Origin of the sequence: Paenibacillus baekrokdamisoli, assembly GCF_003945345.1 — a bacterium.
GTDB classification, from domain to species: Bacteria; Bacillota; Bacilli; order Paenibacillales; family Paenibacillaceae; genus Paenibacillus_Z; species Paenibacillus_Z baekrokdamisoli.
Genome location: NZ_AP019308.1, coordinates 118,803 through 140,804, shown reverse-complemented (window position 1 = coordinate 140,804; position 22,002 = coordinate 118,803). Strand labels below are relative to the sequence as shown.

The window sequence follows — 22,002 nt, the reverse complement described above, 5'->3', positions numbered from 1 at the left end:
TAAACCGGCCACATGGTCATGGAGAGATTCTTGGCCAATATGCGGAAATAAGGCTTGCAAAACGGCGTGCCTCCTCTAAGTCAAAATCGATGTAGATTCGCTTTAAACCCTTGTGGTTTGTTTTGCGAACCTGGCAACGAGTAGCACGTCCATAACTATGATGAATCGGATAAAAAGAAAACCACCAAGAGGCTTATTGTAATATCAAATGTCAAATGTCATACATCCTAAAAATAAAAATAACCGATTGCCAAGGCATCGGTTTAAGAAAATTCAGTTTCATATTGATTTGACCAGCTGCGTATCCTGTAACATGTCAGGTCGAATTATTCCATGCTCCGGATGCTCTTGCATGACGATAGCTCCGGTCTAGTTAATGGCTTCACGCCTTCTCCTGCATCGTATTGAAGCCTTCTCCAAACACCTCAAATACATCATTCACGGTAACAAAAGCTTGACGATCCGTGGCATGCACCAGCTTTTTCAACCTGCCCACTTCGGAGCGGCTGACGACACAATAAATGATTTTTTTATCCGTATCACTGTAACCACCCTTTCCGTAGAAAAAGGTAGTGCCTCTCTCCATCTCGGCATGGATACGATCCGATATTTGCTGCGCATGCTGGCTCACGATGATCGCCGCTTTGCCCTTTGCCGTTCCTTCCAGCACATAATCAATGACTCTGGAGCCTATAAATACAGCCACGATCGTATACATCGCTCTCTCTCGATCCAGATAGATGAGAGAGAGGATTATCGTAAAGCTATCAAATATGAACACACTTCTCCCGATAGGCCAACCCAAATATTTTTTCAGCACCTGCGCGAGAATATCCGTTCCGCCGCTAGTTCCTCCAAAGCGAAAGACGATGCCTAAGCCTACACCAACGGTAACGCCTGCATATAAAGAAGCCAAAAGAAGATCACTCATTGCAAAATGAATATTTCTGAATACATAGACGAAGATCGAAAACATCAGCGTTGCAAATACGGTATAAACGAATGACCTTCGACCTAGCACTTTCCAGCCTATGAAAAAAAGCGGAAGGTTCATCAAAAAATTTGTAATTCCCGTTTCCCAACCGAACATATATTTCAGCAATAGGCTGACTCCCGTAATACCCCCTTCGGCCAGCCCATTAGCCGTATTGAAATAGTTGATGCCAAAGCCCATGATCGCCGAACCGACGACTATGGCGGCTCCATTTTTTAAATGCTCATTCATGCAAACTCCCCGCTTGATGACAACACAGCGACTTCCTTCGCGACTTCCCAGCCCTTATTCCGTCTTGCGACTCCAGATTGATACGCAGCAGAAATAACGGCTTCGCGCACCTTCTCAACGACCATTTGATTAAAAACACTCGGTATAATGTAATATTCGTTAAGCTCCTCATCGCTAACGACGGAGGCGATCGCGCTTGCGGCTGCCAGCTTCATTTCCTCAGTAATTCTCGATGCCCGGCAGTCCAGCACACCGCGGAACAAGCCCGGGAAGCAAAGCACATTATTGATCTGGTTCGGATAATCTGATCTGCCTGTCGCCATAACGCGGACGTAAGGCTCCGCTTCCTCTGGCGAGATTTCCGGTGTCGGATTAGCCATCGCGAACACGATCGGGTCCTGCGCCATCTTTTTCACATCTTCAACACCGAGTACTTTGGGCCCGGAAAGCCCAATAAATATATCGGCTCCACTGATCACATCGCCCAAGGTTCCGTTCAACCTCTCAGGATTCGTGTGGTCGGCATACCACTGCCAAGCCGAATTGCTATATGACGCTCCCCGCACAATTGCGCCTTCCCGGTCTACGCCAACAATATTAACGACCCCGGCAGCCAACAGCATTTTGGTGCAAGCGATACCGGCCGCCCCGATGCCGCACACGACCACCTTGCAGCGGTTCAATTCTTTGCCTACGACTTTAACGGCGTTCAGTAAACCGGCCAGTAGGACGACAGCTGTGCCGTGCTGGTCATCGTGAAATACAGGAATATTGAGTTCCTCGATCAGTCTCTGCTCGATTTCAAAACAGCGCGGTGAAGAAATATCCTCCAGATTAATGCCCCCGAAAGTCGGGGCAAGCGCTTTTACAATCTGGATAATTTCCTCGGTGCTTTGTGTATCCAGACATATCGGGAACGCATCAACATCTGCCATTTGCTTAAACAGCATGGCCTTCCCTTCCATGACCGGCATCGCGGCCTCAGGCCCAATGTTGCCAAGTCCGAGTACGGCGGAGCCGTCGGATACAACAGCCACCGTGTTCCGCTTGATCGTGAGTGTATACGCTTTTTTAGGATCTTCGTGAATGGCCATACATACGCGCGCCACTCCCGGTGTATACACCCGCGACAGATCATCACGGTTCTTGATCGGCACCTTCGGCATGATTTCAATTTTTCCACCCAGGTGGATAAGAAACGTCTGGTCAGATACATGAATAACTTGTATGCCTTCCAGTTTACTAACAGCGCTTACAACGTGATCCGATTGCTGATGATCGCTTACTTGAACTGTAATATCGCGAATTGTCTTCGCTTTACTTGACTGTGCTACATCAATTGCGACTACATCTCCTCCGGCATCTCCAATAGCCGTTGCGATCTGGCCGAAGGTTACAAGATCCTTGGTCATTTCAATTCTGATAACAATGCTTGTACTTCCAGTTCCACTTCCACTTCCAGTCCCCGTCATCATGCTCACCCCTGATCAGCGTTCTTGTTTCTATTTTTCAAATAATAAATCAAGTAACATAGTGCAACAAACGGAATTCCGAAATACAAAGCGATTCGTTGATCCGGGTCGAAATACAAACCGATGCAGGAAGCTAGGCACATCAAGAAGGCAACAATCGGTACTACTGGATATAGGGGGGTGCGGTATTTCAGATCCTGAATTTTCCCACCCTGTTTCAGAAATTGCCTGCGGAACATAAACTGCGAAGCTACAATGCCCATCCATACGGCTACAACTGCGAAGCCAGAGACGGCAATAAGAACCACATAGACGGTGTCAGCTGCAATGACGCTTGAGAGAAGCGACAAGCAAGCGACCAACATACTGACAATTAGCGCATTAAGCGGAACCCCGCGCGATGTTATTCTTCCTAACCATGGGCTGACCATCTTTTCCTGTGAGAGCGCCCAAAGCATGCGCGTTGATGCGTACAGCCCGGAATTTCCTACCGATAAGAGTGCTGTTAAAATAACAAAGTTCATAATGTCGGCTGCATAAGGAATACCGATTTTGTCAAACACCAAAACGAAGGGACTCTCAATAACTCCGGCTTCCTTCCATGGAATAAGCCCAGCCAGCACGATGATTGCACCAATAAAAAATACAACTGTACGCCACACTACAGTGCGGATGGATCGCGGAATACTCTTGTCCGGGTCTTCCGTTTCTCCCGCAGTGACGCCAATCAGTTCCGTTCCGGAAAATGCGAAGTTAACCGAAATCATAACGAACAATACGGGAAGAAACCCGTTTGGAAACAAGCCGCCTTTATCAAAAATGTTACTCAGCATTGGGGCCGAATGGCTGCCTTCCATAGGTATGATCCCGAACATTGCGGCTCCGCCCAGTAGGATAAACATCATAATAACGATGACCTTGAAACCGGCAATCCAAAACTCGGATTCAGCGAAAAACTTCACGGTAAATGCATTTAATGCAAACAGAAGGACTGCAAATATAGCGCTCCATATCCATACCGAAATATCGGGAAACCATCGCTGCATCAGCAGACCAGCCGCTGTAAACTCTGAGCCTACCGTGACCACCCATGTGAGCCAGTAAAGCCAACCTATCGTAAAACCGGTTGCAGGTCCTATAAATTTGGAAGCATACACTGGGAAAGAGCCTGTAATGGGCATAGCTACACTTAATTCCCCAAGACAAAGCATGACCAGGTACATAATGAGGCCACCAACCAAATAGGCAAGGATAGCTCCTCCGGGTCCCGCTTGATTCAGGATATAGCCGGTGCTTAAGAAAAGCCCTGTTCCAATAACGCCCCCAAGAGAAATCATAAATAAATGTCTGCTCTTCATTGTACGTTTCAAACTATTTTGTCCGTTATCGCTAGTGCTGCTCATCCTGTTTGGCTCCCTTATCCGAGTTTTCAAGGTATTGAAACCCTGCAATTCCAGGTGTCGTCATTTCATAAGGATTTAATATCTCTTCTAACTCTTCAACGGTCAAAAGCTGGCGCTCCAAACATATTTCCTTGATCGTTTGTCCGGAATGGAGCGCTTCTTTAACGATCCTGGCAGCGGTTTCATAACCCAGGTGAGGATTTAGCGCAGTTATAACTCCAAAGCTATTCTCCACATGAGCTTTGCATCCTTCCTCGTTAGCCTGAATGCCATCCACCGCAAAACGCAGGAAGACGGTCAGTCCGTTGTTCAAGATCAGCAGTGATTGCAGCAAATTACTAGCAATGACAGGCCCCATGACATTAAGCTCAAGCTGACCAGCTTCCGCTGCCAAACAAATTGTATGGTCGTTGCCCATCACTTGAAACGCTATTTGATTGATCATTTCGGGCAGCACTGGATTGACCTTACCCGGCATGATCGAAGACCCTGGCTGTCTGGGCGGCAGATGAATCTCGCTTATCCCTGCCCTAGGTCCCGATGCCATGAAACGGATATCATTGCAAATTTTCGACAGATTTACGGACATGATTTTAAGTGCAGAGGACAGTGCTGTGTATGCGTCCGTATTTTGTGTGGCATCTACCAAATCATCGGCAGGAGTTAAAGGAATTCCCGTCTGCTCGGCCAAATACCTCACTGCCAGCTCGATATACTTCGGGTTGGCGTTCAATCCCGTGCCGACCGCAGTAGCTCCCAAATTAATCGTCAGCAATCCATCGGCAGCGGCCGTAATTCTGGCTTTGTCCCTTCCGATGACACGGGCATATGCACCAAACTCTTGCCCCAGACGAATGGGGACAGCGTCTTGTAAATGTGTGCGCCCCATCTTGATGATCCCGTCAAATTGCTCTGCTTTTCGATAAAATCCTTCTTCCAGCAATTCGACCGTACCAATTAATTGCTTCGCGAGTCGGTAAGCCGCAATCCGAATGGCTGTAGGAACGGTATCATTCGTGGATTGGGACATGTTCACATTATTATTCGGCGAGCATTGGAAGTAATCGCCCTTTTCTTTTCCCAGCAGCTCGAGCGCACGATTCGCCAATACCTCATTCATGTTCATATTAATGGATGTTCCTGCTCCGCCCTGAATCGCATCCACGATAAATTGTTCAGCAAGCTTTCCTTCGCCGATTTCCTCGGCTGCTTGCACAATGGCAGCGCCGATTCTCTGGGACAGCATGCCCGTCTCCATATTGGCTAAAGCCGCTGCTTTCTTGATTTGAGCCAACGCCAAGATGAGATGCTCGCTGACCGGGGTTCCGGTTACAGGGAAGTTTTCAGTAGCTCGAATCGTTTGTATGCCAAAGTATGCCCCATCAGGAACCATTTTTTCACCTAAGAAATCTTTTTCAATCCGATTCGACATTGTTCCTCTCTCCCTGCGGCAAATTGTCTGGAAGCTTTCTTAGCGCGACATCCTGAAACAAACAACCTTCGGCTCTGTCATCTCCTGTAGGGCGAATTTCACGCCTTCTCTACCGATCCCGGAGCCCTTCACCCCGCCGAATGGCATCGCGTCGATCCTGTAATCGGAGCTGTCGTTCACCATAACGCCTCCAACATCCAGCTTGCGTACGGCGTGGAACACTTTATCGATATCCCGGCTGAAAATACCCGCCTGCAGGCCAAAGTCCACACTGTTGGATTCACGGATCGCCTCTTCCAGATCAACTACGCTAAAGATGGTAACGACCGGACCAAACACCTCTTCTTTCACTATCCGGCAGTCCTTCGGAACGTCTACCATAACCGTCGGCTCGTAAAAAGCACCGTTCCGCTTCCCTCCGCAGAGCAGCTTCCCTCCGCGATCTACCGCTTCCTGTACCCATGTCTCTACGCGCTTGGCTTCTCTTTCGTTAATCATGGGGCCCATGTCCGTCTCTTCTGAAAATTTATTTCCGACCCGGTACTGCTTGGTTTTGTCAACGAATCGAGCTACAAACGCTTCATACACATCCTTCTGCACATAAATGCGCTGCACGCCCAGACAATTTTGCCCTGCAGCCCAGAAGGCTCCGGAAACGTTTGATTCTACAGCATCGTTTATGTCTGCATCGTTCAAGACAATGACCGGTGAATTGGAGCCGAGCTCCATGCTCATTTTTTTCAAGCCAGCCTTTTGCATAATCGCCTTGCCTGTAACCAGCCCGCCTGTAAAGGAGATCATTCTTACATCCGGGTGGGTCACAAGCACTTCACCTATTTCAATTGCATTTCCTGTGACCACGGACAATATTTTTGCCGGAAGACCCGCCTTATCGAACGCTTCCGCCAGCATAAGAGCGCTTAACGGCGTGGAAGTCGCTGGTTTCACGATAATCGAATTGCCTGCAGCTATGGCCGGTCCCACTTTATGGGCAACGAGATTTAAAGGATCATTAAAAGGCGTAATCGCACCAATGATACCAATAGGGAAGCGATAATAGTAGCCGAACCGATTTTCACTGCCAGGCATTTGATCGAAAGCAATCGTCTCTCCATTCAAACGTCTTGCTTCCTCCGCACTGATGCGCAAAGTTTCAACGCATCTCCTTACTTCTTTCCGTGCTTCCTTAATCGTCTTGCTGCCTTCAGAAGCAATCGTGGCAGCGTATGCTTCCTTATGCTCATCTACCCAGTCGGCAGCTCGATGGAGAATAGCGATCCGCTCATGTGTCGGAAGCTCCGAGCATACTCGAAATCCTTCCTTAGCCTCTTCTATGGCAAACGTCATATCCGCTGTGGAAGCAGCAGGCACCGTTGCGATCAAGCGGTTATCCTGAGGATCACAAATAGCCATAGTGTTTTCCCGAAGCACCCATTTCCCTGCTAAATACATCTTGTTTTTCTTTGTTATCGTTTCCATAATCATACATTACACCTCTTCCTAGGTTTGAGTAGTTCGCTTGATCATGAGGACTACAATTGGTTGCGGTGAATATTAATCAAATCGATCAGGATCGAAAACCCTGTTTCCTTGCGTCCGGCTCCGGCTCCAATAAGTGTGATCGGACCAGCCAGATCACAATAATAAGTAATGGCATTTACAGCTCCGCCGACACCCGCTAACGGATCGCTAAGCGGAATCGCTTCGGGACCCACCTTCGCCAGAAGACGGTCTCCTTCGCGGTAACATTTGGCGATCAGCTTCCAGCGTTTGCCCTCCGCTTTTGCCCATTCGATGTCCTCTTGCGTCAGCTTGCTGATTCCTTCACATGCTACATCCTCCCTATTGAGCGGCGTATTCATCACGATATTGCTCAGAATTGTGATTTTATACTGGGCATCGTATCCCTCGACATCACTTGTCGGGTCAGCCTCGGCATAACCGAGAGCCTGAGCTTCGGACAAAGCCTCCTCATAGCTCATCCCCGCTTCCATTTGGGTGAGCATATAGTTCGTCGTCCCGTTTAAAATCCCCTTAATCTCATCGATGCGATTGCCCGCCAAAGAAGTAATCGGCATTCTTAGCGCCGGCGTACCGCTCATGACCGTACCTTCATAGCCCCAACGAACGCCATTTTTACGGGCAAGCTCGGATAGCTCTTGGTAAGCCAGAGCGACTGGGCCTTTATTACTCATAACGACATGCTTTTTGCATTCAAATGCAGCGCGGCAATGATCAATAGCAGGCTGGCCGGTCCGGACATCTGTATACGTAAGCTCGACGATTGTATCCGCATTCGTTTCCTGTATCGTCTTAAAGCTGTCCCAGCCCCGGATTAGACCCGGCTCGTCGGGATAGGCATCCAACTTGCCCGTTTCTTTGACGGCCCGAAGAGCTTCCGCGGCGTTCAAGCCGTCCGGGTGGTAGATAGAGCCCTTCATCATATCGGAGATGGCTACGATTTTCGCTTGAAAACCCGTATCCCCAGCCAAAGCTTTACCTTTCTCTTCCAAAATTTCTGTCAGACCTTGCCCGACAACCCCAAATCCAAGCAGTGCTATTTTCAGTTCCATATCGTTTCTCCCCTTTATTTGTTATTAAGGCTTACAGGCATTTGCGTTTCCACATAAGCCAGAGCCTGTGCCAAATCAGCAATCAGATCCTCCGTGTCCTCAATCCCTACCGAGATGCGCAGCAGTCCTTCGGAAATTCCAAGCGCTTTGCGTTCTTCTAATGTGCATTCGACATGACTCGTCGTTCTTGCAGGACCGTATATGGTTTCGACAGCTCCCAGGTTCCCCGCTCTATTCGCATATTGCAGCTTAGGGAGCAAGAGCTTAATCGCTTCCATGCCGCCTTTTAATACAACGCTTAGAATGCCTCCGAATCCATTCATTTGCCGTTTCGCAATATCATGATGAGGATGCGATTCGAGCCCCGGATAATTAACGACTTCAATGATCGGCTGCTTCTGCAAATATTTCGCTATCGCCATCGCGCTTTGCGCCTGCTGACGAACACGAAGATGAAGTGTCTTCATGCCACGTATAATCAGGTAAGCCGCCCAAGGGTCAAGTGTTGCTCCATTAATCTCGCGATAATGGTATACTTTCTCCATCAATTCAGCAGAGCCGCATACTACACCGCCTAGTACATCAGCATGACCACTTAAAAATTTAGTCGCACTGTGGATAACCAAATCAACTCCCAGACGAATCGGATTTTGATTGATCGGCGTGGCAAACGTATTATCAACCAATACGAGAGCTCCGACCGCCTTGGCTGCCTTTGCCAGACGCTGAATGTCGGTAATTTTCAATGTCGGGTTCGTAGGTGATTCCAGGTAAAGTACTTTACAACCCTTAGCGATTTCAGCTTCGATTTCCTCGTGATTACCTGTATTGCATAGCGTAACCTGTACGTTAATATTGGGCAGAAACTCTGTGAAAATTTTGTTCGTCCCGCCATACGTATCTTTGACCGATACAACCCGATCCCCCGGTCTCAGAAAAGTATATAAGGCGCTGCTTATCGCTGCCATTCCCGAAGAAAAAGCGATAGCGGCTTCCGCCCCTTCCAGCAGCCTCACCTTCTCTTCGAGTGACCGAACCGTAGGATTGGACATTCGGTTGTAGGTATAGCCCGGTTTGAGGCCCATTGCAACGTCATACCATTCATCCACATCGTTATAATCGTAAGCAACGCTTAGCACCACAGGAACCTGAGTCCCGCCGAACACTCTAAATTCTTTTTCCCCTGCCCATACAGATTTTGTACCTATACGCGCTTTCATATCGATTTCTTCCTGCATCCCTTTCACCCTCACTTAGATGACATCCATTACTATTTGCTTATTTATTTTGCATATTATATATTGTATACATATTGTGGCGTAGTTCGGTTTTTGCTTTTTAAGTTCCCCTCCTCTAACGCCTTACTAAATATCTTGTTTTGTTTTTTGTATACAATATACTGTATACGTTGTTTTTTGATCATAGCACGGCCATTTTAAAAAATCAACACTTTTAATAAAGCGCTTTCACGATAATTGTCATTTCTCTTGAATAAAGCATTTTACAATGTTACTATTCATCATAGTTTTTAAAATATCTCATATATTGTATTTTCATTTTCATTACATCATGTAGGAGTGAACGGATATTAACAACAAATACCAATCCTTAAAGGACCATGTTTACAACTATATAGCCGATAAGATCCAGAACGGCTCCCTGCTGCCTAATCAGAAATTGAATGAAGCCTCCATCTGCCAAAAGCTTGGCGTAAGCCGAACTCCTGTAAGAGAAGCATTAATCCAATTGGCCTCCGAAAACCTGCTGGAGAACATTCCGCGCAGAGGGTTTATTGTTAAAGAGCTGGATACCAAAAAGAAGCTGGACGTCTTTCTAATCGTTGGTGCGCTCGATGCTTTAGCTTCCACATTATCTGTGCCCTACGTTTCGGACGAAGATATCGCGGACATGACACGGCTAGCCGATAAAATCGACCTTGCCATACAACAGAACAATTATTCCGACTACCAGCTCTATCAAAACGATTTTCATAATGTGTACTTGCTGAAATGCAACAACAGCTCGCTGATCGACTTGCTCAAGTCCTTGCAGCACAGCTTTATCAGGCAAATTTACTTAAGTGAGGACAAGCAAAAATTATTTAGCATACTGGCTCAAATGAATGAGGAGCACAGGCAAATTATTCAATACTTTAAAGCCAAAGATGCCCAAGGGCTAGAAGCGTTCATCAAGAACGTCCATTGGAAAATCAATTTCACGGATATGATCTAAAAGATAAAAAGAGCTCTACCGTAGCGGCGAGCTCCTTTGTTTTCCAAACATTGATTAAATTAAATTATATCAGATCATATCGGTGTAATCGATTCTCCAATGAACATGCTTAAGAATTTGCTCCAGTCCTGTTTTATCCTTCTCCCTAAACAACTGGATAATCTGCCTATGCTCTTTGTTCATTTGCTCCAGCACCGTATATAGCTTTTCTTTATTATCACTTAAATACGTTTGTCTGACAAAGTTGTTCTGGAATGATTTAATCAGCTCGATTAACGTATCGTTGTTGCATTTGATTAAATAGACATTATGAAATTCAATTTGGTAATGCTGGTAGTCCGCATAGCTTTGCTCCTTAATCGAAGTATCGATCTTATGGACGATTTCCTCCATTTTTGCAAGATCCTCGTCAGAGATATGATCAACGGAAAGGGCAGCGGCTAACGCATCCAATGTACCGATCAACTGAAATACTTCAAGTTTCTTTTTAATAACAATCTCCTTAACCGTAAAACCTCTGCGAGGAGCGTAGACCAAATAATTATCAGAGGCTAATTGGATTAGCGCTTCTCGTACAGGAGTTCTGCTTACCTCCAGCTTCTCGCAGATGGAGCTCTCGTTTAATTTTTGATTCGGAAGTAATGTTCCGTTCTGTATCCGTTCGGCAATATAGTTATAAACATGGTCTTTTAATGATTGATATTTATGAGTAAGAATATGCCGGACCTCCTACATTCATTTAAGGAAAAACAACAATATGAATATTCATTTTGATCGTATCATTGGAGGTCTGATTATTCAAGTCATGCGACTGGCTCATCAACCTAAACATTACTATAGTTTACAATAATCAATAACCCTAACGAGGTGCTGTAATAATGAACCCTATAGAACGTATTCTTAAAGATTTTCCTGCCATGGTTTTGGATGGCGCTTTGTCAACAGAACTCGAACGCCGTGGTTGTAACCTTAACGACTCCCTTTGGTCCGCCAAAATTTTGATGGAAAATCCCAAAATAATCGGTCAAGTGCATACCGATTATTTTGCAGCTGGCGCGGATTGTGCGATTACTTCGAGTTACCAGGCTACTATTGATGGCTATATCAAACATGGTCTGAGCGAAGCTGAAGCGGTTAGATTGATTCAGACATCTGTCCACATTGCGGTACAAGCAAGGGATGATTTCTGGAATGGATTGGAGGACAAAACTAGTAGGCCTCAGCCAATAGTAGCTGCTTCCGTTGGCCCATATGGTGCTTATTTGGCTGATGGCTCCGAATACCGTGGCGACTATAAGCTTAACGAACAGGAGCTCATGGAGTTTCATCGACCTCGCATTAAGGCTCTGATAGCTGCCGGAGCAGATATACTTGCGTGTGAAACCATACCATGCATGCTGGAGGCTAGAGCAATTGCGGCCTTATTGAAGGAGTTTCCCGGAGTCTACGCGTGGATTAGCTTCAGCGCTAAGGATGAGCTGCATGTAAGCAATGGAGAGCGGATAGCCGATTGCGCCGAATGGTTGGACAAGCACGATCAAGTTGCAGCAATAGGCGTTAACTGTACTTCTCCCAAGTATGTCCCTTCGCTGATCAATGAAATTAGCAGGCAAACGAAGAAGCCTATTCTTGTTTATCCCAATTCAGGTGAACACTATGATGCAAGCACACGTGATTGGCAGGGGGCAACATATGGGGAAAGCTTTAGCTGCAGCGCCAGAAGCTGGTATGATCAAGGCGCCCAATTAATAGGAGGGTGCTGCCGCACAAATCCTGACGATATCCATTCCATAGCTGCATGGGTAAGACAATTATCAACTAACTTTGATGAAAAATAAGACGGTCGAGCCATTCGCTTAAAACATACTCCCCTCTCATTAAAGCAACTCCATTTCGACAGCCTGAAAAGCCCGCTGCTTCTGTGGGCTTCTATTCATTTTGCGCGTCGGTAATCGCAAGCTTTGAATAAACTTCTAACGACTTTCTGCTTTCATGGCCGGAATACGGTTGAATCATCGCGTCAATATTTGTTCAAAACAAATAGGCTGCTTGTTTCTTTTTCATAGAATCTGCGTGCATGGCCAACAGCTCTTTAAAGGTCTGAGGAAATGGAACAATGCGGTCTTTGCTGCCCTTAGCTGCGAGTAGATGCAAGTCGAATTTTTCTCTACATAGGTATGCCGGTCCAGTATGTTTAATCGCTGTGCAGCAGGGGGAGGGAGGGGTATGGGCTTGGGATTCCTTCAAATTCCTGAATGCTTACTTATTGCGCTTGGCTAGAATGATAATGATGGCTTGCGGGAAAAACAGCCAGATCCCCGATACGGGCATTAACGCGCAACCAATAACGGCGAAGATGAGTAAGTACCACCCGAAAATAGCTGGCAGTGCTTGATTGCCTTCTTTCTGATATTTGTGAAAAATATGCCCGAGAATCATCCAAAAGAAACCAATTGATAGGAACCAAACTATGGCGTTCCGATCTGGATCATTATTCACCGAATTGATCAAACCATCTTGCGCAATGAGGCCTAATACTTCCCAACCTATGAGTAAACCAACGACATTATGGATAACCCCTGTCGCGATCAAATATATACCGCTATATTTCCAAAGCCGCATCGCAGATCACCTCCGAATTTCTTTCGTTTGACGAATCGTTTTTGTTTTATTGAAAAGGTACCATCCACCCAAGCCATACATAGCACCGATTGCAATCGCTATACTTGAGTAGAAGGTCTCAGAGGCATTCACAGAATGAAGAACCGCATGAGCGATCCATTCTCCAAACCCCCGTATAAAATAGATGATGGCAATGCCATAGATCACGTTTTTTTGAAAAGGAAGCTTGATAAATCCACCCTCCTCATTCACCGCGTAGATGCCAAATAGGGCAAATACGATAGCCACTAGCCCTGTTAACAGATAAGGCAGCGAACTGTGTAGCGCTGATAATTGGTTCATGGGTTCAGCAACACCTGTTACTCGGAAAAATTCCTTCGCCCAGAATAATCCCACGATATGCAGTAGGGAAATGACCAGATTGCAATAACCGCCAAGCTTTAATAAGCTTCTCATTGCATCTTCCTCCTCAAATGATTGCTGTCAAAAACATACGAATTCGTATGTTTTGTTTAAAGAAAAACCTTTTAAATCAAATTTAAAAGGCGCTAAGACATCTGTGTGATGAGGTTAATAAACGCATCCGCCAACTGGGTTGATTTCAATGCCGGATTTCTGCTACTTCGGTCGATCCAACCGAGGAAAGTAAAGTAACTAATCTCCGCTCTCATAGCGGAGTCAGCCGGATGGAACCCCATTTCAGTGAACAGCCTATCAAGGTACTGCACTCGCTCTTGCTCAATCGCCTTCACTCGCTTCGCAATCTGTTCATCTTGATTGGCCCAGGCGAGTATGGCTGATTGCAATTTGGTCATATGCGAGAAGCTTGAGTACACCAATGCCTGAAATTGTTCTTTGGCAGACATGCCGCTGTTCTCCATCTGGCGAATGACTTCTCGGGTTAATTGTGCTTCCCAATAGAAAAGCATCGCTTCAAGTAAATCGGCGCGATCCTTGAAATAGTGGTAAAAGCTCCCCTTGCTGATTTTTAGTTCTCGAGCAATAGCTTCGATTTTTACTGAAGCAATCCCCGATCGCGATAACGTCTCTAGTCCTGCTCTAATCCAATCGTCACTCGTTAGCTGCAGCTTCTCACTCACCTCCATAACATACGATATCGTATGTTTTTTATCATACATCATCCTGCGTCCAAATATCAATATAAACTTTCAACAAACCATAGAGTAGAGAGACATTAATGCTTTATATACTCTTCATCGCGTGCCCGCATCGTATGAACCATTATTCAGGAATCAGCTTGATGACTAAAGTGTGGTTCTGATCAAGAACCAGTTCGGTTGGGAAATGAATAGCATCTTTGGTCAATAGACATGGAAGCTCTTCCTCTCCAAATTTAACTTGAGCAATCCTTCCCAATTGTGATGGTGGAAGTTTGATGAGCTTGAGGTTCAGTTCACCACGATGTACTTCCAGACATAAGTCAATTGGCGACATCTCGAACGTCCCCCACCCTTTATCCAAAGACCAAAATGTTCGGAACAAACCATCTACCGTCTGAATGGGGTGAAAACCAATCATGCCCTCTACCATGTTGTACTCGAATCCACTAAAAGCATGCAGCAACGAGTAACTGGCCATAGAGCGGGCGTAGTTGCTGCCACATTCAATCTCACTCCATGGATTGCGTTTCTCACCATCATATCGTTCCCGAATCGCCTTGACGATCGAAATCCCTTCTTCAACGAGCCCTTCTTGAATCATATGGGAAGCAGCTTGATATTCAAACCCTGTCATCGTTTCAGAATTATAGGTGAGTGGTATCGATGGTTTAACTGTACCTTCCGGCCACGTACAAATAACAAGACCTGCTTCATCGTTTAAGGAAAATAGGCGCCAAGTATTAGCTTCATTTCTCATACTCGATTTGAAGTTATGCCGATATAAAGATTGCAATGCTATACGGGTCTGAGCCTTATCAAATATATCCCCCAGCCCGCATAAATTGGCATGCCACTGTGCGACGACCTGGTCTATGGTGCAGCCCTCTGCGATCTGATATTTAATTTCGGCCAGTTCACTATTCCAATAACTTTCAACCGCTTCTTCCCCCAACTGGCTCAGAATGGTTTGATCCGACAAATCAATTTGTTGCAAATAATAGGACCCATTAAACAAATGCTTATTAATCCACTCTCTACCATTTAAAAAAATTCGCTCGTAGACTTCTGCCGTGTCGCTTTCCCCCAAGTAAGCAGCCATTTCTACGCCAGCTTTCAAGGCAGCGAGATAGAATCCGCTTAACCAGGAATTAGGACCATAAAGCTCCATGTCCAACGTGTGGTGCTGTCTGCCTACCAAAACACCCTTTTGTAAGGGATCCCATAGATCTTCGTTGCTCTCTGCCCATGCATATTCAATCGATTGTTTAATAGCAAGCCAATTTGCTCTTAACCATTCCGTATCCCCGGAGATTTTCCAATCGCGATAGGCTTTAATGACCCCGCCGAATTGGCCATCCGCGCAGGCGCGGGAATCTTGTGCCTCACGGCCGAGTGGCAGCATGAGCCTGAACGACATTCGTCCATCGGAGCGTGCATTATAACGGAAGTCAAGATCACGCATGCTTCGTTCTAGACTGGGAAACAGAAAAGGCAGCGCATATGCATAATTCCATACATGTGAGCAAGAGCCTTCACAGCACCCGGTGTCCGCTATACAGCCCTCGAAGCCGTAGAAGGAGCCGTCCGTTAATCGTAAACTAGTCGCAGACTTCATTACGGATAAATTCGCGGAAATAGCCTCTTTCACCACTTCTGGCAGCGTTGAAGAGAATAAGGCTTCTTTAAAAGCTAACGTTTCAGCAAGCAGCCGGTCCCAATGCTGTAGAGCATATAACGAGCTTGCACAGGAGTCTTCGAACAATGTGGCGTAGTAATTTTTCCAACCATTATTGCCTGTTTGAAGCGGATTCCAATAGTTGTTCATGTTTGGATAGTTCCAACTGATCGAAAACCTCACTTTACCTTTCTCGCCTGGCTGCAAATGCAAATGTGCAGCCAGGGAAGCCGTATCTTTGTTCCTGTCCGACGGACGTTCCTCTTCCGGGTACAGTCTGTTCTTCAAACAACCTGGCGTTGTAAAGTCATGCCAGAACATTTCCAGTGCATCGCACCATCCGCCTCTGTACCAATAGGCTTGATGACTGACTTCTTTAGCATCTGTGGCTATACACAAATCTCCATACTGCGGATGCTCCGCATCAAATTGATTGGAGGAAAGCTTCATGGTATGAATGCTCTGGCCCTGATCTGCTATCATTTCTTCATATCGGTGAATGACTCTCTCTGTAGGAACTGGATTCCCCACAGACAAACATAGCGAGTATGTAATGGGAGCATCACTCGTATTTAAGCATTCCCACTCGAAGAAAGCAGCAGGAATGCTTGAATCACCATCGTTCAATGGAATGAAGGGGTTGAAAGCAAGCAATTCGATTTGACCTGGAAAGGCTTGATCCGCAAATTTCATGGAGGCCAAAGGAAATTCTCCAATGAATTCCGCCTGTTCGAAATGCGGCATACCCGCCATTGTCTGACTCTCCGGACCGAATCCATATCCACTATGTAAGGAACCACCTCTGATGTGCTCTCCGAGGTAAGGAGATTGTAAATCACCGTTTAAAACTCGGGCATCCAACAACTGTCCATCCTGCTCTGCTTTTATCGAAAAGTGGCTAAAACCGTTAAAACTCTTTTTGTTGGGACGGTTGAAAATTTCCCAATCTATCAATCTTCCGTTGCCGGATAAGCCAATGCAACCGCTCCCAATTCCACCAATCGGAAAGGAGATTTCTCTCGTTTTTGCACCTTTATATACCTTTTTCATTATATTTCTCCTCTCTTAGGCAAAAGTCAATGTGTGATCACTACGATACCGTATGCTATTATTATAGTTGAACTTGTTTGGAAAATCTTTGTGATATTAAATTTTCTTTTTTGTAAAAAACAATTGTTTATTAAGCATGGAGGCCAAATCATGAACATTGAAGAGGTTGATCTTGTACCTTTCATCCGCAGCGCAGGTTACGCCATCCGCCCACCTTTTCTTTTAGGCGAACGTAATTTACTGGACTATATCATATTCTATGTGCAAGAGGGCAATTTTGAAATTCAGGTCGGGGGAGAATGGCATTTATTAAAGGATGGGGATCTTGCCTTGCTTCAGCCAGGGGATATCCATACGATCAAAGGATTAACCAATACGATCAATCCCTACGTGCACCTTGACTTTTTTTATAATCCACACAGATTGAACAGCTTCATTACCCTTCCTGGGCAGGTAGATATGAGTACATACCAACCGCTCATGCAGCCGAGGCTTGGATCTTTTGCTAACTTCAATTTACCCGTCAGATTAGAACTTAGCCACCCGCAGAAAATGAGAGATCTCGTTTTGAAAATGATTGATAACTGGCAGCTGCAGACGTATATTGGGAAAATGGAAGCTCATCAATTGGCACATGAGTGGATCTCCAACTTGATTAAGCATTATATGACACCTCAAACAAGCTTGACTCATGCCAAACCTTTTTTAAACTGGATCACGTCCTATTTTGCTTTTCATATATCAGAACCGATTAGCGTTGAAGATATGGCCAGAAGAAGCGGATTATCCCCATCGAGATTTACAGTGTTGTTCAAACAACATTTTGGCATAACACCACACCAATATTTGCTGAAGCTTAGATTGGAACATGCACAGGAACTGTTAAAAGCAGGTCAAGCCATCAAGCTGGTCAGCGAATACTGCGGATTTACTGATGTTCATCATTTCTCAAAGACGTTTAAAGCAACATTTGGGCTAACCCCAGGTCAATACCGAAAGATCTACAATGCGTGATGCCCGCACTATTATTCGTTAACGCAACTTCCGCCCTCCACTTTAATACACCACAACCTTGAAGCGAATAAACAAGCTGTCCCGACTCGGTTCTCACTACCTTTGGCAAAGTCAGAGCCATCAACGTGTTGGTCATACGGAAGACGGCGTAATAGTCTTAGTGTTCCAGCATCATGCCTTCGTATTGTATAATGGTCAAGTTCAATGGATAAACTCTTCATTGGAACTATATGTAGGTTAGGTGATGAAGTGACTGTTCTGCAGATCATAGAGTTAGAGAGTTATACGGAAAATATGCTTGTATTTCCCCCTTTTCATATAGAAGTGGCTCGGCATGATGTCATTGCGATCTATTCGAGCATGAACGTACGCAATACTTTATTAGCTATGCTGACAGGGAGATTACCGCTCTCTAGCGGAGAGATTCGGTTAAATGGAGCGGTATATAGCAGCAATAAGAAGGCTTATTTGTCACAGCTCGGGTTACTGCAGTTGGAAGAAGGGCTTTACGAGCGGCTAACGGTAAAAGAGAACTTTATTTTCTACAAAAATCTTTACGGGTCTGAAGCAGCCATTGATGCCGTTATCCGTACGATCAAGCTCGAAATGAAAGTGAATATGCGTGTATCCAAGCTGAGCCTGTCAGAGAAAAGAAGGGTTCAGTATGCCCGCTTATTGTTCCAAGACCCTGCACTTTTCGTATTCGAGGAGCCGGATCAGAACGTGGACAATGAGACAAAGCTTGTTTTCCAGAAAATGGTTCGCATGTTGGGTGATAGCGGCAAAAGCGTGCTGGTTCTGACTGGCAATATGGAAACTGCGCTTAGTGTGACAAGTCAGGTGTATCGTTTGGATGAAAAGGGGCTGAAAGCCTTCGATGTTCAAGACACACCAGATAATCACAATCCATTACCTTCCCCATCTTCTACCCACCAAGAAAACCAGTCTAATCTAATTGTAGAAGTTGACGCCCTAGAGGAAGCCGTAGTGGAAGCCGGAGAGGAAGAACCCGTCGTCCAGTTGGTTCGGTTCGAGAAGATCCCGACCCGGATGAATGATAAGATCATCCTATTTAATCCACCAGAGATTGATTATATCGAGAGCAGTGAGGGGCAATCTATTCTCTTTATCAAGGGTGAGATGTATCCAACGACTTTCAAAATCAACGAGCTAGAGGAAAGATTGCAGACCTATGGATTTTTTCGTTGTCACCGCTCTTATATCGTTAATCTTCAAAAGGTAAGAGAAGTAATAACGTACACTCGTAATAGCTACAGCCTAATACTGGATGATGAGCTAAAGTCAGCCGTCCCTTTGTCGAAAACGAAAATGGCAGAATTAAAGGAAATGATGGGGCTCAAATAAGCGCCATTCGCTGAATCATCTACTCCAAACAGCCCTCTATTGCTCCATTCACCTCTAAATAGGCATCATTCACCTGTTTGTATGCTCCTTTGGATGAGATTATAATGCCCCTCAGTCTGATCTGTACTAGTATTTGGGTATACCAGATAACAACACGGAGGTTGAGGGTGCATGGAGAATATTATTGAAGTAACTTCATTAGAGAAATCATTTTCAAACTTTCGGTCATTAAAGGACGTTTCCTTTAAGGTAAGAAAGGGAGAAATCTTCGGATTTCTCGGACCAAGCGGATCGGGTAAAACGACAACGATCAAAATATTAACGGCTCAATTAAAACCCACCTCGGGTAATGCCTATGTATTCGGAGTACCCGCCCATAAATTACAGGAAGCAGCCTATCGCCAAAAAATCGGCTTGGTTTCAGACGACACTTCTTTATATGGCCGTTTGACTGTCTATGATAATTTGAAGCTCTATTGTGACTTGTACCAAGTGCCTGTGAAACGGATCGATGTGGTTTTACAGATGGTGAATTTGGCGAATGAAGGCAAGCGTATCGTTTCTAAGCTTTCCAGGGGGATGCTTCAGAGGGTCACTTTGGCCCGTGCCTTCCTCCATGAGCCGGAGCTGCTGTTCCTTGATGAACCAACATCCGCTCTTGATCCTGTGAACACCAAACATATCTATGAAGGGTTAACACGTCTAAAAGCGAAGGGTACTACCATTTTCTTGACCACACATGATATGAATGAAGCGGAAACGTTGTGTGATCGTGTCGCATTCCTCAATAATGGAGAAATCCAGCTGGTCGGTGCTCCTAAAAAGCTATGTGAGCAGCATGGAGATGGAACATTAACGGTAGAGTTGACGGATGGCTCTGAGGTTATCATTCCGAGGGGGTCTGACGGAGCACAGCAATTATATGAATATATGAGCAAGGATCAGGTAGCTTCGGTTCAATCGAATTATCCTACATTAGGCGATATCTTTGTAGAAGTCACAGGGAGGGAATTGTCATGACATTTTCAATGAGGCGTGTATTCGCTATTTTGCATAAAGATTATAAAGACGTATCGAGGAATTTATACGTAACCACAACGGTGTTTCTTCCGTTAATTATGGCTGTGTTTTTGGGCCGTTTAGGCATAGAGAACATTGAATCCCACTATATCATCATCAACATGGCGTTCATACTGGTGGCGACTTACGTTCAATCCTCACTAATTGCAGAAGAGAAAGAGAAAAAAACGCTGCGCGGGCTCATGCTGTCTCCTGCTAGCACCATAGAGATTTTTTCCGGCAAAAGCTTGCTCAGCTTAATCGCGACCATCGTCATTGTCATTCTCTCGGTATTACTAACGGGTTATCATCCTAATTATGCTTTAATCGTCGCATTCGCTCTATTCATATCCGTCATTTTCTACCTAGGCGTAGGCACATTGATCGGATTGCTTACGAAATCAGTCATGGAAGCCTCGGTTGCCATCATACCGGCTATTGGGATCTTTACTCTCGGCTCCTTCGTTACTCCTTTCATCGAGAAGTATCCGATTCTGGCAATCACAGAGTATTTACCGAACCTGCAGCTTATCGACTTGGCGAAACAAGTGGAGACCGGATCTGGTTTGGCGGAGGTATGGCCTAACTTAGGGATTATTCTTCTGTGGTCCATTGCCATTTACTCATTATGTGTGTACTTGTTCAAGAAAAGTATGGTTGATGAATAACGGAGTGAAACTTGGAAACTATTTTTATCCTATATCATTGTGCGATCAGCCTATTTGTCTTACTATAAAAGATAACGGAAACCATATATTGCGCATTCACTTTCACGGAATCCTTCACAGCGGCAAGTAAGGGTTAAATAGCGATCGGTACATTTGTATCCCGTCGTTTTTAGCTTCTAATGCTGATTGAAAGCGTTGTCAGTACCTGCAATAATACCCCTCGTATTATTTCGGGATATCCATTCTAAAAGGAGAGAAATATGAAAATCAAACATAATTTATACCCAGGTGGCAAATACAAAGCTTTAACGCTTAGCTATGATGATGGGACGATCCATGACCGTCGGATGGTGGAAATCATGAACCGTTATCACATAAAGGGCTCTTTCCATCTTAATTCCGGAGTATTGGGACATCCCAATAACGTTAAGGCTTCCGAGGTGAAGGCTCTGTATGATGGACATGAGGTATCCGCGCACTCCGTTACCCACCCTTTTCTTGAGCAGATCCCACGAGAACGAGTCATTATGGAAATGATAGACGATCGGAAAGCGCTTGAGCAGTTGGTTGGTTATCCTGTTCGCGGCATGTCCTATCCCTTCGGTACCTTTAATCAACAGGTGGTCGACCTGTTGTCTGCTCTCGGCTTTCAATATGCGAGAACCGTCCTTTCCACTCAGGAGTTTCGACTGCCAGAGTCCCCGCTTCTCTGGAAACCCACTTGCCATCATAAAGAAATGCTGCAGCTAGGCGAGCAGTACCTGAAATTGGGAACCGAGCCGAAGCGAAATAATTTATCGTTGTTCTATGTATGGGGTCACAGCTACGAGTTCGAGAATGATAGCAATTGGGAGGAATTCGAGACATTTTGCCGAATGATGTCCAATGCCGATGACATTTGGTTTGCTACCAACATAGAGATCATAGATTATTTAGATGCTGTTCGGCGCCTAAATTACTCCCTAGACGGGACTCTCGTCAGCAATCCGAGCGCGATTAGCGTATGGATTGAAGTGAATCAAACACCCGTGGAAATCAAGGCAGGCGAGCTGAAGTCTTTGCAATCATAATTCCCTCAACTTTCCATTCAA

At 45.4% G+C, this 22,002-nt stretch carries 19 protein-coding genes and 1 pseudogene; 7 read left to right on the top strand and 13 right to left on the bottom strand.

Features of this window, described 5'->3' with window-relative positions; all coding sequences use genetic code 11:
• Positions 1-382: 382 nt before the first annotated feature.
• Genes EKN16_RS00565 through EKN16_RS00535 form a run of 7 tightly spaced genes read right to left on the bottom strand, consistent with a single transcriptional unit; the run spans position 383 to position 9,325 of the window.
• The gene (locus tag EKN16_RS00565; RefSeq protein ID WP_125653223.1) at positions 383-1,225 is read right to left on the bottom strand and encodes a YitT family protein; all 843 of its coding nucleotides are present in this window, start codon (positions 1,223-1,225) and stop codon (positions 383-385) included.
• Entirely contained in the window at positions 1,222-2,700 is a 1,479-nt protein-coding gene (locus EKN16_RS00560; RefSeq protein ID WP_408636342.1) for an NAD-dependent malic enzyme, read from the bottom strand. The genes EKN16_RS00565 and EKN16_RS00560 overlap by 4 nt, the downstream gene beginning before the upstream one ends.
• Before the next feature lie 2 nt (positions 2,701-2,702).
• The gene (locus tag EKN16_RS00555) at positions 2,703-4,100 is read right to left on the bottom strand and encodes an amino acid permease (RefSeq protein WP_125653222.1); all 1,398 of its coding nucleotides are present in this window, start codon (positions 4,098-4,100) and stop codon (positions 2,703-2,705) included.
• Positions 4,087-5,532, bottom strand: a complete 1,446-nt coding sequence (locus tag EKN16_RS00550) for an aspartate ammonia-lyase (RefSeq protein WP_125653221.1) — start codon at positions 5,530-5,532, stop codon at positions 4,087-4,089. The genes EKN16_RS00555 and EKN16_RS00550 overlap by 14 nt, the downstream gene beginning before the upstream one ends.
• A 39-nt stretch (positions 5,533-5,571) precedes the next feature.
• Positions 5,572-7,017: an aldehyde dehydrogenase family protein gene (locus EKN16_RS00545; RefSeq protein WP_125653220.1), complete on the bottom strand. Its 1,446-nt coding sequence runs from the start codon at positions 7,015-7,017 to the stop codon at positions 5,572-5,574.
• A 47-nt stretch (positions 7,018-7,064) separates the two neighbouring features.
• Positions 7,065-8,105, bottom strand: coding sequence for a homoserine dehydrogenase (locus EKN16_RS00540; protein WP_125653219.1), 1,041 nt, complete (start codon positions 8,103-8,105; stop codon positions 7,065-7,067).
• Between the two features lie 14 nt (positions 8,106-8,119).
• Complete coding sequence (locus EKN16_RS00535) at positions 8,120-9,325, bottom strand: cystathionine gamma-synthase family protein (protein ID WP_125665692.1); 1,206 nt, start codon at positions 9,323-9,325, stop codon at positions 8,120-8,122.
• A 367-nt stretch (positions 9,326-9,692) separates the two neighbouring features.
• Between EKN16_RS00535 and EKN16_RS00530 the strand changes: the two genes are divergently transcribed.
• Positions 9,693-10,337 carry a GntR family transcriptional regulator gene (locus EKN16_RS00530; RefSeq protein WP_125653218.1) on the top strand — a complete coding sequence of 215 codons (645 nt, stop codon included), beginning with the start codon at positions 9,693-9,695 and terminating at the stop codon, positions 10,335-10,337.
• 69 nt (positions 10,338-10,406) lie between these two features.
• Here the strand turns inward: EKN16_RS00530 and EKN16_RS32745 are convergent, their stop codons facing one another.
• Both EKN16_RS32745 and EKN16_RS33370 read right to left on the bottom strand, forming a co-directional pair.
• Positions 10,407-10,802: an FCD domain-containing protein gene (locus tag EKN16_RS32745; RefSeq protein ID WP_232016143.1), complete on the bottom strand. Its 396-nt coding sequence runs from the start codon at positions 10,800-10,802 to the stop codon at positions 10,407-10,409.
• Positions 10,803-10,853: 51 nt separating this feature from the next.
• Positions 10,854-11,054: pseudogene (locus EKN16_RS33370) on the bottom strand (GntR family transcriptional regulator); the annotation flags it as partial.
• 161 nt (positions 11,055-11,215) lie between these two features.
• Here EKN16_RS33370 and mmuM point away from each other — a divergent pair.
• A complete protein-coding gene (mmuM, locus tag EKN16_RS00520; protein ID WP_125653216.1) occupies positions 11,216-12,175 on the top strand; it encodes a homocysteine S-methyltransferase in 960 nt (319 codons plus the stop codon).
• 421 nt (positions 12,176-12,596) lie between these two features.
• Here mmuM and EKN16_RS00515 read toward each other — a convergent pair whose 3' ends face one another.
• The 4 genes from EKN16_RS00515 to EKN16_RS00500 all read right to left on the bottom strand — a co-directional run bounded on the left by EKN16_RS00515 (position 12,597) and on the right by EKN16_RS00500 (position 16,805).
• The gene (locus tag EKN16_RS00515; protein WP_125653215.1) at positions 12,597-12,959 is read right to left on the bottom strand and encodes a DUF6463 family protein; all 363 of its coding nucleotides are present in this window, start codon (positions 12,957-12,959) and stop codon (positions 12,597-12,599) included.
• Positions 12,960-12,965: 6 nt separating this feature from the next.
• On the bottom strand, positions 12,966-13,415 hold the full coding sequence (locus EKN16_RS00510) for a hypothetical protein (protein ID WP_125653214.1): 450 nt from the start codon (positions 13,413-13,415) through the stop codon (positions 12,966-12,968).
• Between the two features lie 92 nt (positions 13,416-13,507).
• Positions 13,508-14,101, bottom strand: a complete 594-nt coding sequence (locus EKN16_RS00505; RefSeq protein WP_125653213.1) for a TetR/AcrR family transcriptional regulator — start codon at positions 14,099-14,101, stop codon at positions 13,508-13,510.
• 100 nt (positions 14,102-14,201) lie between these two features.
• A complete protein-coding gene (locus tag EKN16_RS00500; protein WP_221226657.1) occupies positions 14,202-16,805 on the bottom strand; it encodes a GH116 family glycosyl-hydrolase in 2,604 nt (867 codons plus the stop codon).
• Between the two features lie 150 nt (positions 16,806-16,955).
• Between EKN16_RS00500 and EKN16_RS00495 the strand changes: the two genes are divergently transcribed.
• The 5 genes from EKN16_RS00495 (at position 16,956) to EKN16_RS00475 (ending at position 21,981) form a co-directional block, all read left to right on the top strand.
• Entirely contained in the window at positions 16,956-17,819 is an 864-nt protein-coding gene (locus tag EKN16_RS00495; RefSeq protein WP_125653211.1) for a helix-turn-helix domain-containing protein, read from the top strand.
• A gap of 324 nt (positions 17,820-18,143) precedes the next feature.
• The gene (locus EKN16_RS00490; RefSeq protein ID WP_232016142.1) at positions 18,144-19,184 is read left to right on the top strand and encodes a LytTR family transcriptional regulator DNA-binding domain-containing protein; all 1,041 of its coding nucleotides are present in this window, start codon (positions 18,144-18,146) and stop codon (positions 19,182-19,184) included.
• A gap of 171 nt (positions 19,185-19,355) precedes the next feature.
• Positions 19,356-20,204 (top strand): ABC transporter ATP-binding protein, encoded by an 849-nt coding sequence (locus EKN16_RS00485; RefSeq protein ID WP_125653210.1) that lies wholly within the window; start codon positions 19,356-19,358, stop codon positions 20,202-20,204.
• Complete coding sequence (locus EKN16_RS00480; protein ID WP_125653209.1) at positions 20,201-20,911, top strand: ABC transporter permease; 711 nt, start codon at positions 20,201-20,203, stop codon at positions 20,909-20,911. Before EKN16_RS00485 ends, EKN16_RS00480 begins: the two co-directional genes overlap by 4 nt.
• 260 nt (positions 20,912-21,171) lie before the next feature.
• Entirely contained in the window at positions 21,172-21,981 is an 810-nt protein-coding gene (locus tag EKN16_RS00475) for a polysaccharide deacetylase family protein (RefSeq protein ID WP_125653208.1), read from the top strand.
• Positions 21,982-22,002: the final 21 nt, after the last annotated feature.